The sequence below is a fragment of the Rhodoblastus sp. genome (assembly GCF_019449565.1).
Classification (GTDB): Bacteria; Pseudomonadota; Alphaproteobacteria; order Rhizobiales; family Beijerinckiaceae; genus Rhodoblastus.
On the sequence record NZ_JAGRPM010000088.1, the window covers coordinates 252240 to 268151 of the forward strand.

16 protein-coding genes are annotated in these 15912 nt (G+C 63.3%); 4 read left to right on the forward strand and 12 right to left on the reverse strand.

The annotated features are described in order from the left end of the window. The first annotated feature begins 109 nt into the window (after positions 1-109). The 3 genes from QZ409_RS21625 to QZ409_RS21635 are packed head-to-tail and all read left to right on the forward strand — an operon-like array spanning position 110 to position 4552. Positions 110-1870, forward strand: a complete 1761-nt coding sequence (locus tag QZ409_RS21625) for an acetolactate synthase 3 large subunit (RefSeq protein ID WP_296715519.1) — start codon at positions 110-112, stop codon at positions 1868-1870. A 48-nt stretch (positions 1871-1918) separates the two neighbouring features. Then, positions 1919-2476 carry an acetolactate synthase small subunit gene (gene ilvN, locus QZ409_RS21630; RefSeq protein ID WP_296715522.1) on the forward strand — a complete coding sequence of 186 codons (558 nt, stop codon included), beginning with the start codon at positions 1919-1921 and terminating at the stop codon, positions 2474-2476. 3 nt (positions 2477-2479) lie between these two features. Then, a complete protein-coding gene (locus tag QZ409_RS21635) occupies positions 2480-4552 on the forward strand; it encodes an acyltransferase family protein (RefSeq protein WP_296715524.1) in 2073 nt (690 codons plus the stop codon). A 73-nt stretch (positions 4553-4625) separates the two neighbouring features. Here QZ409_RS21635 and ppk2 read toward each other — a convergent pair whose 3' ends face one another. From ppk2 to serB, 8 genes are all read right to left on the reverse strand, one after another. After that, positions 4626-5735: a polyphosphate kinase 2 gene (gene ppk2 / locus QZ409_RS21640; RefSeq protein WP_296715526.1), complete on the reverse strand. Its 1110-nt coding sequence runs from the start codon at positions 5733-5735 to the stop codon at positions 4626-4628. A gap of 135 nt (positions 5736-5870) precedes the next feature. Then, a complete protein-coding gene (cimA, locus tag QZ409_RS21645; protein WP_296715528.1) occupies positions 5871-7475 on the reverse strand; it encodes a citramalate synthase in 1605 nt (534 codons plus the stop codon). Beyond that, the gene (locus QZ409_RS21650; RefSeq protein ID WP_296715531.1) at positions 7472-7969 is read right to left on the reverse strand and encodes a GNAT family N-acetyltransferase; all 498 of its coding nucleotides are present in this window, start codon (positions 7967-7969) and stop codon (positions 7472-7474) included. Before QZ409_RS21650 ends, cimA begins: the two co-directional genes overlap by 4 nt. Further along, the gene (locus tag QZ409_RS21655) at positions 7969-8115 is read right to left on the reverse strand and encodes a hypothetical protein (protein ID WP_296715534.1); all 147 of its coding nucleotides are present in this window, start codon (positions 8113-8115) and stop codon (positions 7969-7971) included. Before QZ409_RS21655 ends, QZ409_RS21650 begins: the two co-directional genes overlap by 1 nt. Next, complete coding sequence (locus QZ409_RS21660; RefSeq protein ID WP_296715537.1) at positions 8112-8567, reverse strand: GFA family protein; 456 nt, start codon at positions 8565-8567, stop codon at positions 8112-8114. The genes QZ409_RS21655 and QZ409_RS21660 overlap by 4 nt, the downstream gene beginning before the upstream one ends. After that, positions 8564-10006 carry a cysteine--tRNA ligase gene (gene cysS / locus QZ409_RS21665; RefSeq protein ID WP_296715540.1) on the reverse strand — a complete coding sequence of 481 codons (1443 nt, stop codon included), beginning with the start codon at positions 10004-10006 and terminating at the stop codon, positions 8564-8566. Before cysS ends, QZ409_RS21660 begins: the two co-directional genes overlap by 4 nt. Positions 10007-10200: 194 nt before the next feature. Beyond that, positions 10201-11637 (reverse strand): arylsulfatase, encoded by a 1437-nt coding sequence (locus QZ409_RS21670; protein ID WP_296715542.1) that lies wholly within the window; start codon positions 11635-11637, stop codon positions 10201-10203. Positions 11638-11678: 41 nt separating this feature from the next. Next, positions 11679-12614: a phosphoserine phosphatase SerB gene (gene serB, locus QZ409_RS21675; protein WP_296715544.1), complete on the reverse strand. Its 936-nt coding sequence runs from the start codon at positions 12612-12614 to the stop codon at positions 11679-11681. A 21-nt stretch (positions 12615-12635) separates the two neighbouring features. Here serB and miaA point away from each other — a divergent pair, with 21 nt between their 5' ends. Further along, positions 12636-13526, forward strand: coding sequence for a tRNA (adenosine(37)-N6)-dimethylallyltransferase MiaA (gene miaA / locus QZ409_RS21680; protein ID WP_296715546.1), 891 nt, complete (start codon positions 12636-12638; stop codon positions 13524-13526). Positions 13527-13539: 13 nt separating this feature from the next. On the opposite strand, the gene QZ409_RS21685 is transcribed toward miaA, so the two are convergent. The 4 genes from QZ409_RS21685 to QZ409_RS21700 all read right to left on the reverse strand — a co-directional run. Further along, positions 13540-13776: a thioredoxin family protein gene (locus tag QZ409_RS21685; protein WP_296715548.1), complete on the reverse strand. Its 237-nt coding sequence runs from the start codon at positions 13774-13776 to the stop codon at positions 13540-13542. 16 nt (positions 13777-13792) lie between these two features. Beyond that, positions 13793-14854, reverse strand: coding sequence for a permease (locus QZ409_RS21690; protein WP_296715550.1), 1062 nt, complete (start codon positions 14852-14854; stop codon positions 13793-13795). 170 nt (positions 14855-15024) lie between these two features. After that, the gene (locus QZ409_RS21695; protein ID WP_296715553.1) at positions 15025-15705 is read right to left on the reverse strand and encodes a DJ-1/PfpI family protein; all 681 of its coding nucleotides are present in this window, start codon (positions 15703-15705) and stop codon (positions 15025-15027) included. Positions 15706-15728: 23 nt separating this feature from the next. Then, on the reverse strand, positions 15729-15912 hold a 184-nt coding region (locus QZ409_RS21700; RefSeq protein WP_296711119.1), incomplete at its 5' end, for a DNA translocase FtsK.

Below are 15912 nucleotides of genomic sequence, written 5' to 3' on the forward strand. Positions count from 1 at the left end.
GCCGGGCCGCAGGTCCGGCTAGGAGCGAATGTGACGCCGAGCTGATGCGAGGGATCCTCTGTCTGCGACAAGTCGCAGACAGAGAAAACACAAAAGGCTGGAGCTGAAGATGTCGAAGATCATGACCGGCGCAGAAATGGTGGTCCAGGCCCTGCAAGACCAGGGTGTGACGCATTTGTTCGGATATCCGGGCGGCGCGGTCCTTCCGATCTATGACGCTCTCTTTCACCAGACCAAGATCGAGCACGTCCTCGTCCGCCACGAGCAGGGCGCGGCCCATGCGGCGGAAGGCTATGCGCGGTCGTCCGGCAAGGTCGGCTGCCTGCTGGTGACCTCCGGCCCGGGCGCGACCAACGCCGTCACCGGCCTCACCGACGCCCTGATGGATTCAATCCCGCTGGTCTGCATCACCGGCCAGGTGCCGACCCATCTGATCGGCTCGGACGCCTTCCAGGAGGCGGATACGGTTGGCATCACCCGCCATTGCACCAAGCATAATTATCTCGTCCGCCGTATCGAGGACTTGCCGCGCGTCCTGCATGAGGCCTTCTATATCGCGCGCTCCGGCCGCCCCGGCCCGGTGGTGATCGACATTCCGAAAGACGTGCAATTCGCCAGCGGGAGCTACTCCGCGCCCAAGAACGTCCAGCACAAGACCTATCAGCCTCAGCTCAAGGGCGACATCGGCAAGATCAAGCAGGCCCTGGCCATGATGTCCAAGGCCAGGAAGCCGATCTTCTATACCGGCGGCGGAGTCATCAACGCCGGCCCGCTGGCCTCTACCCTGCTGCGCGAATTGGTGGCGCAGACCGGCTTCCCGATCACCTCGACCCTGATGGGCCTCGGCGCCTATCCGGCTTCCGGCAAGAACTGGCTCGGCATGCTGGGCATGCATGGCTCCTACGAGGCCAATAACGCGATGCATGATTGCGACCTGATGGTCTGCGTCGGCGCGCGGTTCGACGACCGCATCACCGGCCGTCTCGACGCCTTCGCGCCGTTTTCAAAAAAGATCCACATCGACATCGACCCGTCCTCGATCAACAAGAACGTGCCGGTCGATCTCGCCATCGTCGGCGATTGCGCCCATGTGCTCGAAGACATGGTGCGGCTGTGGCGCGCCGAGGCGCATTCCGTGGAAAAGAAGGCGCTTGCCGAGTGGTGGGGCCAGATCGACCGCTGGCGCGGCCGCAATTCCTTCAGCTACAAGAAGTCCGAGACCACGATCAAGCCGCAATACGCCGTCGAGCGCCTCTACGCCCTGACCAAGGGGCGTAAAACCCTGATCACGACGGAAGTCGGCCAGCACCAGATGTGGGCCGCGCAGCATTATCGCTTCGAGGAGCCCAACCGCTGGATGACCTCGGGCGGACTCGGCACCATGGGCTACGGCCTGCCGGCGGCGATCGGCGCCCAGCTCGCCAACCGCGATTCGCTGGTGATCGACATTGCGGGCGAGGCCTCGATCCTGATGAACATCCAGGAGCTTTCAACCGCCAAGCAATATCGCTGCCCGGTGAAGGTCTTCATCCTGAACAATGAATATATGGGCATGGTGCGCCAGTGGCAGGAATTGCTGCATGGCGGGCGCTATTCCTCATCCTATTCCGAGGCCTTGCCCGATTTCGTCAAGCTCGCCGAGGCCTATGGCCTCAAGGGCATGCGCTGTTCCGATCCGTCCCAGCTCGACGCCGCGATCCAGGAAATGATCGACAGCCCCGAGGCGGTGGTGTTCGATTGCGTCGTGGACAAGTCGGAGAACTGCCTGCCGATGATCCCGTCGGGCAAGGCGCATAACGAAATGATCCTGCCCGACGAGGATGAGGACATCGGCAGCGTCATCGATGACAAGGGCAAGATGCTGGTCTGACGCCACGCTTCGCCAAGTTGGGACCCATTTCAAGATCGGACGGACTCCATGAACGCCCAGACCCCCGCCGCGCTCTCGCCCTATTCCTCTTCCAACGGCAAGGCGTCACGTTCCGAGACGCACACGCTTTCCGTGCTTGTCGATAACGAGCCGGGCGTTCTCGCCCGCGTGGTCGGCCTGTTTTCGGGCCGCGGCTATAATATCGAAAGCCTGACCGTGGCCGAGGTCGCCCATGCGCAGCAGCTTTCGCGGATCACCATCGTCACCACCGGCACGCCGGAGACGATCGAGCAGATCTCGCACCAGCTGGAGCGCATCGTGCCGATCCACAAGGTCACGGACTTGACCATCCTTGGCAACGCCATCCAGCGCGAGTTGGCGATGATAAAAGTGAAGGGCAAGGGCGAGCATCGCATGGAGGCGATGCGTCTCGCCGAGGCCTTCCGGGCCCGGGTCATTGACGCTTCGCTGGACAGCTTCATTTTCGAACTGACCGGCGCGGCCAAGAAAATCGACGATTTCGTAGAGCTGATGCGGCCGATCGGACTCGTCGAAGTCTCGCGCACCGGCGTAGCCGCCATCACACGCGGCCCGCAGGGGATGTGACGGTTGGACAAGCTCGTATCGGGGAGCGGTCTTGGCGCGACCGCGACGAGACCGCTCGCGCATCATGACTTTCGCCCCGACATCAATGGCTTGCGCGCGCTGGCAGTGCTGGCGGTGCTGGCCTTTCACGGCGGCTTGCCGGTTCCCGGCGGCTATGCCGGCGTCGATATTTTCTTCGTCATCTCCGGCTTCCTGATCTCGCGGATCATCCTCAGCGAGCGGGCCGCAGGCGCATTTTCGCTGCTGAGCTTCTACGGCAAGCGCGTCAAGCGCATTTTGCCGGCGCTGCTGCTGGTGGTGTTTTCGAGCTGGGTCGCCGGTTTCGTCCTGCTCGATCCGACCGAGTTCCGCCGCTTCGGCGGCCATATGGAGGCGAGCTCCTATTTCTCGGTCAATCTTTGGCTTTTCCGCAACGCCGGCGCGCCGGGGGCCTATTTCCTCCCCAACGCCCGCTATTTTCCGTTGCTGCATCTTTGGTCGCTGAGCATCGAAGAGCAGTTCTATCTGATCTGGCCCGCGCTGCTGCTTGGCCTGTTCAAGGCGCGCCGCTTCCTGGCGCCCGCCGTCGCCGTCATTTTCCTCGTCTCGCTCGTCTTCTGCATGGTTGTGACGCTGATCGACTCGACGGCCGCCTTCTATTTCCTGAGCGCGCGCGCCTGGGAACTGGCGCTCGGCGCCATGCTGGCGCTGCGCGAGGTGTTCTCGCAGCCGGCCCGGCCCTCGCCGCGCGCCGCCAATCTGGGCGCGGGGCTGGGCCTGTTCCTGATGCTGTTCAGCATCTTCTGGCTTTTGAACGAAGCGACTCCCTGGCCCGGCTTCATCGCGCTCGTTCCGACACTGGGCTGCGCGCTGGTCATCGCCTCGCCGGGCGCGCGAATCAGCCAGATCGTGTTCGGCAATCGTGTCGCGCAGTTTTTCGGACTGATCTCCTATCCGCTCTATCTCTGGCACTGGCCGCTGCTGTCCTTCGCCCATAACCAGATTGGCGATCACCTGCCTCCCGCCCTCACGGCGGGCCTGCTCGGGCTTTCCGTCCTGCTGGCTTTTTTAACGTGGCGATTCGTCGAAGGCCCGGTCGCGGCGGCCTACAGAAGCAGGCCGCTGGCCGTCGCGGCGCCGCTGTTGGCCGGGCTCGCGCTCGCCGGCCTGCTCGGCAGCGTCACTCGCTCGACCAATGGTTTTCCGCATCGCTTTCCCGATTCGGTGCTGACGGTGTTCAATTATCAGCTCGGCGGCGGCGACGGCCCGGTTGAAAAGCTTCGCTGCAGCGAAAATCGCGTTCACGACCGCGATTTGATCGACAAGGCCCGGGAGAAGGCGAAGGCGTTTTTCAACGAACGCAATTGCGTCAAGCTCGACCATCCGGGCAAGCCGACCGTCGTCTTCCTCGGCGATTCCCATATGCTCCATCTCCTCGCGGGGCTCAGGAGCGCCTATGGCGACAATGTGAACGTCGTCGTTCTGTCGTCGCTGGGCTGCGCGCCGCTCATGGCGCAAAACGACTGGCGCGGCGGCGCCGCCGGATCGCCTCGCTGCCAGGCGATCAATGAGGAAGTTGTCCGCAATATTGTCGGGCTCCAGCCTGCGGCAATCGTCGTCAGCGCCTATTTCGCCGAGTTCTACTACGGCTATATCCGCTATCTGCCGGACTTCCTGAAACATTTCGACGCCAATATCGCGGCTTTGCGTCAGGCCGGCGTCCATTCGCCCCTGTTCGTGCTGGGGCAGGTGCCGACCTGGTCGCCCGGCCTGCCGATTCTTGTGGGCCGCGAAGTGCTTGCCGGACGCGTGCCGAGCGAAATCTCGCGCGAGAATCTGAACCCGGAAAGCCTCGAAATCGACGCGCTTTTCGCCGCGCACAAGTGGGGCGATAACGTCTTCTATATTTCGCAGGCCGCGAAGCTTTGCGGTGAGAAGGGCTGTCGCCGTTTCGTCGGACCGCGCGTGCCGGACGACATGATCGCTACCGATTATGGCCATTACAGCAACGCCGGCTCAATCTATGCGGTGAAGAATTTTCTCGTGCCGGCGCTTGCGCCAGTGCTGGAGGCCGCGCAGGCGCAGAAGTCGAACTGAACCGCGCGCCGCGCGCAAGAACGAAAAAGGCCCGTCGTTTCCGGCGGGCCTTTTTTCGCGCTTCTGGCCGGCGTCAGCCGCGCTTCAGATTGGGATGCACGGTCTTGTCGATAATGTGCATGTCGTGGCCGATGACGTGTTCAGTCGAGCCGACGATCAGCGGGTCCGGCGGGCGGACGATCGAGAGGTCCTTGTTGGGATAGGGCAGGGACCATAGGAAATGCGTCATGCAGGCGAGGCGGGCGCGCTTCTTGTCATCGGATTTCACGATGATCCAGGGCGCGTCGGCGGTGTCCGTATAGAAGAACATCGCTTCCTTGGCCTCGGTATATTCGTCCCATTTTCCGAGCGAGGCGAGGTCGATCGGCGAGAGCTTCCATTGCTTGAGCGGATCGTCCTTGCGCGCCTCGAAGCGGCGGCGCTGCTCTTCGCGCGAAACCGAGAACCAGTATTTGAACAGCCTGACGCCCGAACGCGTCAGCATGCGCTCGACTTCCGGGCACTGCCGCATGAATTCGAGATAATCCGTCGGGGTGCAGAAGCCCATCACGCGCTCAACGCCGGCGCGGTTATACCAGGAGCGGTCGAAAAGGCAGATTTCGCCGGCCGACGGCAATTGTGAAATATAGCGTTGGAAGTACCATTGCGTGCGCTCGCGTTCGGTCGGCTTCTGCAAGGCCACTACGCGGGCGGTGCGTGGATTCATGTGCTCCATGTAGCGCTTGATCGTGCCGCCCTTGCCGGCGGCGTCGCGGCCTTCAAACAGCATGACGATCTTCTCGCCAGTCTGCTCGACCCAGCGCTGGGCCTTGAGCAATTCCTGCTGCAATTTCAGCATGTGCTCTTCATAGGGCGCGGTGCGCATGCGCGCGGCATAGGGATATTCGCCGGTCTCGAACACGCGGCGGATCGCCGCCGGGTCGTGACGCATCTGGGCCAGTTGATGCTGCGGCGACGTCTCGGGCGCTTCAGGATTACCCGCACCAGACTTGGCCACGGCTTTGGACGAAGCTCTGGCCCTGGTCGCGGTCTTCTTCGCCACGGCGGCGTCGCGCGGCGCGGGGGCTTCGGCGGACGCCGAAGCGGCGGTCAGGGACGGCAAAGTGGGCGACGGCGCGGCTGTGGCGTTGTCGGCTTCGGGGGCGGCGACGACCGTTTCGGCTTTCTCAGTTTTTTGGTCCAAGCTCAATTCCTCCGGGCGGCGAATATGAAAAGCCGGGAGCGCGCGGGGCGCCCCGGAAAGTAATCGTCACATTAGTGTAATATTCGTGCGCCCGCCATGATCCGGCTCAATGTCGACGAAAACGCCGCCCGCGACTCAGGCCCCGGACTTGAGCAATTTGTAATCGATGGCGTCGAGCAAGGCCTGGAATGAGGCGTCGATCAGATTGGGCGAGACGCCGACGGTGGTCCAGGTTTCGCCCGTCAGGTTCTCGCCATTCTTGTCACCGAATTCGATCAGCACGCGCGTGACGGCGTCCGCGCCGCCCTGGAACACGCGCACGCGGAAGTCGAGCAGTTCGATATCGGCGATATATTTCTGATATTTGCCGAGATCCTTGCACAGCGCGACATAGAGCGCATGGACGGGGCCGTCGCCCTCGGCGGCCGAGATCAGGTTTTCGCCGTCGATTTTCACCCGCACCGTGGCCTCGGAAAATGTCTCCAGCTCGCCTTGCGCATTGTGGCGGCGCTCGACGTCGACGCGGAAGCGCTCGACCTCGAAATAATCCGGCACATGGCCGAGCACGCGCCGCGCCAACAGTTCGAAACTGGCGTCGGCGCCCTCATAGGCATAGCCCTGGGCCTCTTTCTCCTTCACGGCGTTCAGCAGGCGCAATACGCGCGGGTCGTCCTTGGCGACGGCCACGCCCAGCCGCTCCAGCTCAGCGAGGATGTTCGACTTGCCGGCCTGGTCCGAGACCAGCACGCGGCGGACATTGCCGACCGTGTCGGGCGTCACATGCTCATAGGTGCGCGGGTCCTTCATCACCGCCGAGGCGTGGATGCCGGCCTTGGTCGCAAAGGCTGAGGCGCCGACATAGGGCGCGTGGCGGTCGGGCGACCGGTTGAGCAATTCGTCGAGCGTATGGCTCAGCTTGGTCAGGCCGCGCAGGCTCTCCGGCGTCACGCCAATATCATATTTCCCCGAAAATTCCGGCTTCAGCAGCAGCGTCGGGATGATCGAGCAGAGATTGGCGTTGCCGCAGCGTTCCCCGAGCCCGTTGAGCGCGCCCTGGATTTGACGGACGCCGGCGCGCAATGCGGCCAGCGAATTGGCGACTGCCTGTTCGGTGTCGTTATGAGCGTGGATGCCGAGATGATCGCCGGGGACGTGCGCCGTGACCGCGCGAACGATGGCCTCGATTTCGTGCGGAAGCGTTCCGCCATTGGTGTCGCAAAGCACGACCCAGCGCGCGCCCGCCTTGTAGGCCGCCTCGACGCAGGCCAGCGCATAGTCCGGATTGGCCTTGTAGCCGTCGAAGAAATGTTCGCAATCGACGATCGCCTCGCGGCCTGCTCCGACCGCGGCGCCCACGCTTTCGGAAATGCCTTCGAGATTTTCCTCCAACGTGCAGCCGAGCGCGACATGAACCTGATAGTCCCAGCTCTTGGCGACGAAGACGATGGTGTCGGCGGCACTGTCCAGCAACGCGGCGACGCCGGGATCATTGGCGACGGAGCGTCCGGCGCGCTTGGTCATGCCGAAGGCCGCGAAATGAGCCTTGGTTGTCCTTCGGGATTTGAAGAACTCCGTGTCGAGCGGATTGGCGCCGGGATAGCCGCCCTCGACATAATCGACGCCAAGCGCGTCGAGCAAACTTGCGATCTGCTTCTTGTCGTCGAGCGAGAAATCGACGCCCGTGGTCTGGGCTCCATCGCGCAGGGTGGTGTCAAACAGAGTGACGCGTTCGCGGCTCATTGGACCTGTTCTTTCACGGGGGCGAGTTTCTTCGTCATGGTGGTGTTGCCCAGGACTTCATCGCCCACAAAAACCATGTTGCGTTGGAGCGGCGCATAGTTGCGCCCGGCGAAAAAAGGCTGCGCGCAATCGGAGACGTCGGCGGTGAGGATCACGGCGTGACGCGCGCTGGCGAGCTTTTCGATCGCGTCGCATAGCTGCGTCGCCACGCGCTTGCGAGCGAAGGAGGGATGGACATAGAGCATATCCAGGCTATTCGCGCCCTTGAGGCTGGCGAAGCCGGCGATCTCGCCGCCGATCACGGCGACGATGGTCAGGGCTCCCGCGAGCTTTTGCGCGAAGGCGGCTTCATCGTCGGCAAGCGCCGCCCAGGCGTCGATCTGCGCGTCGCTGTAATCCTCCTGCGCCAGCTCCTCGATGCTGGCGCGAAACAAGGCGGCGAGCAAAGGCGTGTCGACGGGCAGGGCCGGGCGCAAGGAGATTTTCCCGGTCATCATAGCAATCCATACCAATGCAGCGCGAAACCCGCGACCAAAGCCAGCACGACCAGCTTCGCCACGAGGTAAGTGAGCCAATGGGCCGGGAAAGGCAGCGAGTCGCGCCAGTCCTTTTCCTTGTCGTCGGGGGCAGGAGGGCTCATGGCGCTTCTCTCCATGGAATTGCGCTTTGCAGCGAGACGAGATCGGCCAGAAAGGCGTCCGCCGCCTCCTGCTGATCGGCGGGACGGCCTGGCAGGGACGGGCAGTTCTGCGCCCATGGCAGGCGGCTTTCGACGCCGACCTGAATCACGGGAGCGATGTCCTGGGGCCGGTCGAAGGCGCAGATCGCCAGCTCCGCGTCGAGACCGTCATATTCCAGTGTCAGGGTTGTGCCGCAATCCGCGCAGAAGCCGCGCCGGGCCTTGCTCGACGAGCGGAAGCGCTTCGGCTCGCCTGCCGTCCAGACAAGGCCGCGCGCGGTGACAAGCGCCGCGAAAGGCGCGGCGAACGCGCGCTGGCACATGCGGCAATGGCAGATCGAGGCGCGGCCCAATCCCTCGCATGAGAAACGGACGACGCCGCACTGGCAGCCGCCGGTCAGCCTGTCGCTCATCCCGCGACCTCCCATTCCGTGGTCGGCTCGCCGGTCGTCTTGTCCTTGCCGTCCTTGAGCTTCACGCCCATGTCGGCCAGCAGGTCGCGCAACCGGTCGGATTCCGCGAAATTCCGGGATTTCCGCGCGGCGAGGCGCTCGCTGACCAGTTTCTCGACTTCGCCCACATCCACCGCGATCTCGGGCGCCTTCTGCTCCCACACGGCGGGATCGTCCTGCAGCAGGCCCAGCAGGTTCGCCGCGCGCAAAAGCTTTTCGGCTTCGGCTCTCGCGGTCTGGCTGTCGCCTTCGCGCGGCTCCGCCTTGGCCGCCATGGCGTGCAGTTCGGCCATGGCGCGCGGGATGTTGAGATCGTCGCAGAGCGCCTCGACGAAGGCCTGACGCAAGGGCGCGTCAAAGGCGGTATCGGAATTGACGCCTTGCGCGCGCAAAATGGCGTACCAGCGCGAAAGGGTCTTTTCGGCCTCCTCCAGCGCCTTCACGGTCCAGTCGATCGGCTGGCGGTAATGGCTGCGCATCATGGCGAGGCGCAGAACCTCGCCCTTCCAGGCCTTGCCGCCGAATTTGTCGCTGTGCAGCAGCTCGTGGATGGTGACGAAATTGCCGAGGCTCTTCGACATTTTCTCGCCTTCGACCTGCAGGAAGCCGTTGTGCATCCAGACATTGGCCATGACGTCATGGCCGAAGGCGCAGCGTGTTTGCGCGATTTCATTCTCATGATGCGGGAAGACGAGATCGATGCCGCCGCCGTGGATATCGAACACCTCGCCGAGATGCTTGTGCGACATGGCCGAGCATTCGATATGCCAGCCCGGACGGCCGCGTCCCCACGGGCTGTCCCAGCCGGGCTCATTTTCCTTGGAGGGCTTCCACAGAACGAAATCCATCTCGCCCTTCTTATAGGGCGCGACATCGACGCGGGCGCCCGCGATCATGTCGTCGAGCGGACGGCGCGATAGCGCGCCATATTCCGGCATGGAAGGCACGTCGAACAGCACATGGCCATCGGCGGCGTAAGCGTGGCCATTGGCGATCAGCTTCTCGATGATCGCGATCATTTCCGCGATATGTTCGGTCGCGCGTGGCTGCACGTCCGGGGGCAGGCAGTTCAGGGCCGCCACATCTTCCTGGAAAACGCGGTTGGTCTCTTCGGTCAGCTCCCGGATGGTGATGGCGCGCTCGGCGGCGCGGGCGTTGATCTTGTCGTCCACGTCGGTGATGTTGCGGACATATTTGACGTGACTGGGGCCATATTTTTCGCGCAGCAGACGGTAGAGAACGTCGAAGACGATCAATGGCCGGGCGTTGCCGATATGGGCGAAATCATAAACAGTCGGCCCGCAGACATAGAGCCGCACCTGTTCCGGATCGAGCGGGACAAAGCCCTCACGCTCGCGCGAAAGAGTGTTATAAAGTTTGAGCGGCGTCGAAACGGACATGATTCCCCCAGGCTTTGGCCGGGACGTCGATCTCGATGCATTTGGGGAGACATGACGGCGCCAGCCAGCTTGCAGCTAGCTGATAATCGAAATCCGGCAAAGAATGTTCGAATGCGTCATGGCCGCACCATGCGTATTTCGGCTGGCGGCGTCAAGGGCGTTTATTGGGTCGCACTTGACGCTTCAAGCGCCGCTCAAGGCGCCGCTTCGCCGCCGCTCAACGTGTCCATGTCCGGAAAGGCCGGGGGCAGGCCCATACGTTTCTTCAGGGCGCCAAATTCCGTCGCAAGCCACAGAGGCTGGACCTGGACGGCTGCGAGCTCGTTCGCGCGTTTCTGCAATTGCGCGACCTTGTCGGGGTTCTCGGCGGCGAGATTGGTCTTTTCGTATGGGTCCTTGGCGATATTGAACAGCTCAACCGATTGCGGCAGCGGCGTGCGCCAGATCAGTTTCCAGTCGCCCTCGCGGACGCCGGCGCGGAAGGGTTCAATATTATAGATGATCTCCTTGCGCGGGGAGGCCTTGCCTTCGCTGATGGTCCCCCAGACGTCGAGGCCGTCGAGCGGCTTGGTCTTGGCGAGCGAGGCGCCGGCGAGGCCTGCAAGCGTCGGATACATGTCCACGACATGGATCATTTCATCGACGGTCACGCCGGGCTTGATATGGCCCGGCCAATTGGCCAAGGCGATCACCCGCGTTCCGCCCTCGTAAAGCGTCCCCTTGCCGTCGCGCAGGGGGCCATTGCTGACGGGGATCTTGATCTTCGACATGTCGCCTTCGCCGGCGAACATGGGATTGGCGGTCCCGCCATTGTCGCTCTGGAACACGATCAGCGTGTTGTCGCGCATGTTCTTTTTGTCGAGCGCCTCGACCACCCGGCCGATCTGGTCGTCCATTGCCGAAATCATCGCGGCATAAGCGCGGCGGCTCGGCTCCGCGATGTTCTTGAAGCGGTCGAGATAGTCCTGCGGGGCCTGATAGGGCGTATGGGGCGCGTTGAAGGCCAGATAAAGATAGAGCGGCTTTGCGACGTCGTGTTTTTCGATCAGACGGACAGCGTCGTCGCCGAGCAGAAGCGTCGAATAGCCCTTTTCGCGCACCGGCTGGTTGTTGCGAAACCAGTCGAGCACATGATGCTGCTCATGGGTGAAATAATCGATTTCGCCAATCAACGGGCCATATTGATAGTCAAACCCGCGCTGGCGCGGCCAATATTTCCGGTCGCCCTGGCCGAGATGCCATTTGCCGATAATCGCCGTTTCGTAGCCGGCGTCCTTCAGCGCCTGCGGCAACAGCCATTCGTCGGTCGCCAGCCCGTAAGTGTGGCTGGAGGCGATGACCACGGTCTGCAAGCCGTAACGGAAGGGATAGCGACCCGTCATCAGGGCCGCGCGCGTCGGCGTGCAGAATGGCTGGGCGTAAAATTCCTCCAGCCGCGCGCCGCCTTTGGCAAGGGCGTCGATATTGGGCGTCAAAATGTCCGAGCCGTGAAAGCCGACGTCTTTCCAACCCTGATCGTCCGAGACGATATAGATGATATTGGGCTTTTTGGCTTCCGTGGCCAAAACAGGGGAAAAGGCCGTGAGCAGCGTGCTCACGGCCAAGGCAAAAACCAGCTTCCAGGACTTCATTCAATGCCTCCCGCACGCGCCTTCGCGTCCGATTCGGAGGCCTATTCTGCCACGAATTCCCGGGCCGAAAAGCCCTGGGCATAGAGCAAAGCGGTGAGGTCGCCGTGATCGACCCGCGCCTGCGCCGCCGCCGCCACTGCGGGCTTGGCGTGATAGGCCACGCCGAGGCCGGCGGCCTCCAGCATGGCGAGATCATTGGCGCCGTCGCCGATCGCCAGCGTCTGCTCGGGCGCCAATTCGTGGCTTACGGTCAGCTCTTGCAGCGTCGCGAGCTTGGCCGCCTTGCCCAGTATTGGCTCCGCTACATGGCCAGCGAACCGGCCGTCCTCGATCAGGAGCGTGTTGGCGCGGTTCTCGTGGAAGCCGATCGCTTCGCCGATGCGCGAAGTGAAGACAGTGAAGCCGCCCGAAACCAGCGCGGTATAGGCGCCATGGGCGCGCATGGTCTGCACCAGCGCACGGCCGCCGGGCGTCAGCGTGATGCGTTCGTTGATCGCCGTTTCCACGACGCTGGCGGCGAGCCCCCTGAGGAGGGCGACGCGCTCGCGCAGGGCGGGCTCGAAGGCGATCTCGCCGCGCATGGCGCGTTCGGTGATCGCCGCAACCTGTTCCTTCAGCCCGACGAAATCGGCCAGCTCGTCGATGCATTCCTGCCCGATCATGGTCGAGTCCATATCGGCAAGCAGCAGTTTCTTGCGCCGCCACGAGATCGGCTGGACGAAAATATCGACGGGCGCGTCGCCGAGCGCAAGGCGCAGCACCGACATGGCGGCGCGGCAATAGGCGGCGTCGGCGAAAGCGCCCTCGGCGTGATTGCCATAGGCCGCGCCGGGTGCGAAAGGAATGTCGGCCGCCTCGTTCGGGGAGAGAATGACCGGCTCGCGCGCGCCGGGCAGGCGGCTCGAAGCCGCGCTGAGAATTTCGGCGGTCAGGGCTTCGGCGCCGGGCGCGCCAACCAATGTAGCGACATGGGTCATAAAGTTTTGAACGCTCGCAACTTGTCGAATCGAAAGGATGTTCAGGCCGTTCTTCTGGCAGGGCCCACGGCCAGCGGCAAGTCCGCCCGAGCCATTGAACTGGCGCGGGATTTGGACGGCGTCGTCATCAACGCCGATTCCATGGCTGTCTATCAGGATCTGCCGATCCTGTCGGCCCGCCCGACCCGCGAGGAGACAGGCGACATACCGCACCTGCTTTTCGGCCATATCGGCGCCGAACGCAACTATTCCGTCGGCCAATGGCTTGAGGACGCCCGGAGCGCGCTGGACGAGGCCGGGCGCATGGGCCGCCTGCCCATTTTCGTCGGCGGAACTGGCATGTATTTCAAGGCCCTGCTGCAAGGTCTCTCGAATATCCCCGCCGTGCCGGAAGAGGTGCGCGCCCGCGTGCGCGCCGAGGCCGAGGGCGCGACGCCCGCCGAACTCCACGCGAAATTAAGCGCCCGCGACCCGGAAACGGCGTCAAAACTACGCCCCACAGACCCGCAGCGCATCTTGCGCGCGCTGGAGATTTTCGAGGCGTGCGGGTCGCCGCTTTCAAGTTTTCAGGGCGAGCGAGAGCCGCCTCTGCGCGATTCCGCACGCTGCGAATGCCTGTTTCTGGCGCCCGAGCGCGCGGCTCTCAACGCCCGCATCGATGCGCGTTTCGACCGGATGATGGAGGCGGGCGCGCTCGATGAAGTCCGCCGCCTGATGGCCCGCAACCTCGATCCCGCGCTGCCCGCGATGCGCGCAGTCGGCGTCCCCGGCCTGAGCGCCTTTTTGCGCGGAGAATGCTCGTTGGAGGAGGCGGTCGAGAAGAGCAAGCGCGACAGCCGCCAATATGCCAAGCGCCAGTTCACTTTCGCGCGGACGCAATTGCCGGAGTTTGTGTGGGAGGCTGTGGGCTGACGCTACGAAGCCGTCACGCCATGAGCCATTTCGCCAGATCCGCCGCCTTCGGAAGGCCGCCCGCGTGGACGACCTTGCCGTCGATCACGACGCCCGGCGTGGAGAGAACGCCGAATTTGGCGATCTCGGCATAATCGGTCACCTTTTCAATCGTGATTTCGACGCCGAGCCGCTGGGCTTCCGTTCGCACCATCTGCTCCGTCTCCTGACAGCGTCTGCAGCCCGAGCCGAGAACCTTGACTTCTCTCATGGGATTGGCCTTTCCTTCACGAGAACAATGCGTTGAACAAATAGCCGACGGCGATGATTCCGAGCGCGACGACTCCGACGAACACGGCGAGCAGCTTGGTCGTCAGCACCTTGCGCAGGATGATCATTTCCGGGAACGACAGCGCGGTCACGCTCATCATGAAGGCGAGCACAGTGCCCAGCGCCGCGCCCTTGCCGAGCAATGCTCCGACCACCGGAATGATGCCCGCCGCATTGGAATAGATGGGAACGCCGATCACGACGACGGCCGGCACGGACCACCAGCTGTTCTTGCCCATGATGGAAGCGAGCAGATCATTGGGCGCATAGCCATGGATCAAAGCCCCGGCGGCGATGCCGACGATGATCCAAAGCCAGACCCTGCCGACGATGTCGCGAACGGCCTCGACGCCAGCCTTGATGCGGTCGACGACCGAAATCGATTCGGCCGGCGTCCCGACCGCGCCGGCGCGCACGTTGCGCACCCATTCCTCAAGCCAGCTTTCGAGATGGAGGCGGCCGATCACCCAGCCCGACGCGATCGCCACGCCGAGGCCAAAGGACAGATAGGTCAGCGCCACTTTCCAGCCCACCAGGGCGAACAAAAGGCCCAGCGCGACTTCATTGATCATCGGGGCGGCGATCAGGAACGAGAATGTCACGCCGAGCGGAACGCCCGCCGAGACGAAGCCTACGAACAAGGGGACAGCCGAGCAGGAACAGAAGGGCGTAAAGATTCCGAGCGCCGCCGCCGCGATATTGCCAATGCCCTCGCGTTTGCCCGCGAGAAGCGCGCGGGTGCGTTCGGGGGAGAAGAAGCTGCGCACGACGCCCATGGTGAAGACGACGAGCGTGAGCAGCATCAACACCTTCGGAGTGTCATAGATGAAGAACCGGACGGCTTCGGCCAGATGGCTGCCGGGAACGAGCGGCAAAAGCCCCGTCGCCCAATCAGACCATTGCGGCAAACGCCAGTAGAGCGCGAACCACAAAGCGATTAACGCGGCCGTCGCGCCGACCCACAAAGCGGTTGGCTCGCGAGGCCCGGACTGAAGGTTGGGAGAAGCGTTCACGCTCATTGGGCGCCCTGCACGCTCAGGCGGGAATCGACAGGAAGGCGAAAGGACTTCATGGCGTCAATATATGCGTGATGCTGCATATAAGTAATGGAGCATTTAGGATAAAGCGTGCGACGCAGGCGCAGTCTGATTGCGGTCGTCGCCCCGGGCGGAGGTTAAATGAGGCGACGCTATTTCAATTTTGCCGCTGCGGCCCCGACAGCCTTTAGACGCTCGGCCTGACGTGAAGTGGCTGCCGCGCGGACGCGCGCGACAAGCTCGGGCCCGGCGCGTTCGGGCGAACCCGCCTCGAAGGGCGGTTTCGGATCATATTCGATGCCGAGTTGAATGGATTTCGCCAGATCGGGACTGAAGGCCTCGGCGGCTACGGCCAGAGCGAAATCAATTCCGGCGGTCACGCCGCCGCCGGTAATGATATTGCCGTCGAACACCGTCCGCCCATTGACGGGCGTCGCGCCGAACGCCGCGAGCATGTCCCGGCTCATCCAATGCGTGGTGGCGCGTTTTCCCGCGAGCAGGCCAGCCGCGCCGAGTACCAGCGCGCCCGTGCAGACGCTGGTGACATAACGGACGCCCTTCGCCTGCGTTCGGATGAAATCCAGGACGAATTCGTCATTGAGCAGCGCGTTGACGCCCGGTCCGCCCGGCACGCAGATCAGATCGAGCGCGGGACAATCGGCGAAGGTCGTCGTGGGCAAAATGCGCATTCCGCCGTCCGTCGCCACCGGCTGGAGGTCTTTCGCGACAAGATCGACCCTGGCCCCGGGGAATTTCGTAAAGACCTCATAGGGGCCGGTCATGTCGAGCTGCGTGACGCCCGGAAAAAGCAGCAAGCCGATATGGAAAGCCATCTTGCGATCTCCGGGCGCTCCCCTTAATCCCCCAACTCGAATGCCCCTCGATCCACGCCACCGCCGGCGAGAATTGCGCGCTTTCCGGCGTGGTTGGCGGGGCCGACCACGCCTTCCTTCTCCATGCGCTCGACCAGTGACGCCGCCTTGTTGTAGCCCACCGAAAGACGGCGCTGGACATAGGAAGTCGAGCATTTCTTGTCGCGC

Coding starts and splice junctions, on each gene's coding strand:
- QZ409_RS21625 (WP_296715519.1), top strand. CDS start 110: ATGTCGAAGATCATGACCGGCGCAGAAATGGTGGTCCAGGCCCTGCAA.
- QZ409_RS21650 (WP_296715531.1), bottom strand. CDS start 7,969: ATGACCGGGAAAATCTCCTTGCGCCCGGCCCTGCCCGTCGACACGCCT.
- cysS (WP_296715540.1), bottom strand. CDS start 10,006: ATGTCCGTTTCGACGCCGCTCAAACTTTATAACACTCTTTCGCGCGAG.
- QZ409_RS21690 (WP_296715550.1), bottom strand. CDS start 14,854: ATGAGCGTGAACGCTTCTCCCAACCTTCAGTCCGGGCCTCGCGAGCCA.
- QZ409_RS21685 (WP_296715548.1), bottom strand. CDS start 13,776: ATGAGAGAAGTCAAGGTTCTCGGCTCGGGCTGCAGACGCTGTCAGGAG.
- cimA (WP_296715528.1), bottom strand. CDS start 7,475: ATGAGCCGCGAACGCGTCACTCTGTTTGACACCACCCTGCGCGATGGA.
- QZ409_RS21655 (WP_296715534.1), bottom strand. CDS start 8,115: ATGAGCCCTCCTGCCCCCGACGACAAGGAAAAGGACTGGCGCGACTCG.
- QZ409_RS21695 (WP_296715553.1), bottom strand. CDS start 15,705: ATGGCTTTCCATATCGGCTTGCTGCTTTTTCCGGGCGTCACGCAGCTC.
- serB (WP_296715544.1), bottom strand. CDS start 12,614: ATGACCCATGTCGCTACATTGGTTGGCGCGCCCGGCGCCGAAGCCCTG.
- QZ409_RS21670 (WP_296715542.1), bottom strand. CDS start 11,637: ATGAAGTCCTGGAAGCTGGTTTTTGCCTTGGCCGTGAGCACGCTGCTC.
- ilvN (WP_296715522.1), top strand. CDS start 1,919: ATGAACGCCCAGACCCCCGCCGCGCTCTCGCCCTATTCCTCTTCCAAC.
- QZ409_RS21660 (WP_296715537.1), bottom strand. CDS start 8,567: ATGAGCGACAGGCTGACCGGCGGCTGCCAGTGCGGCGTCGTCCGTTTC.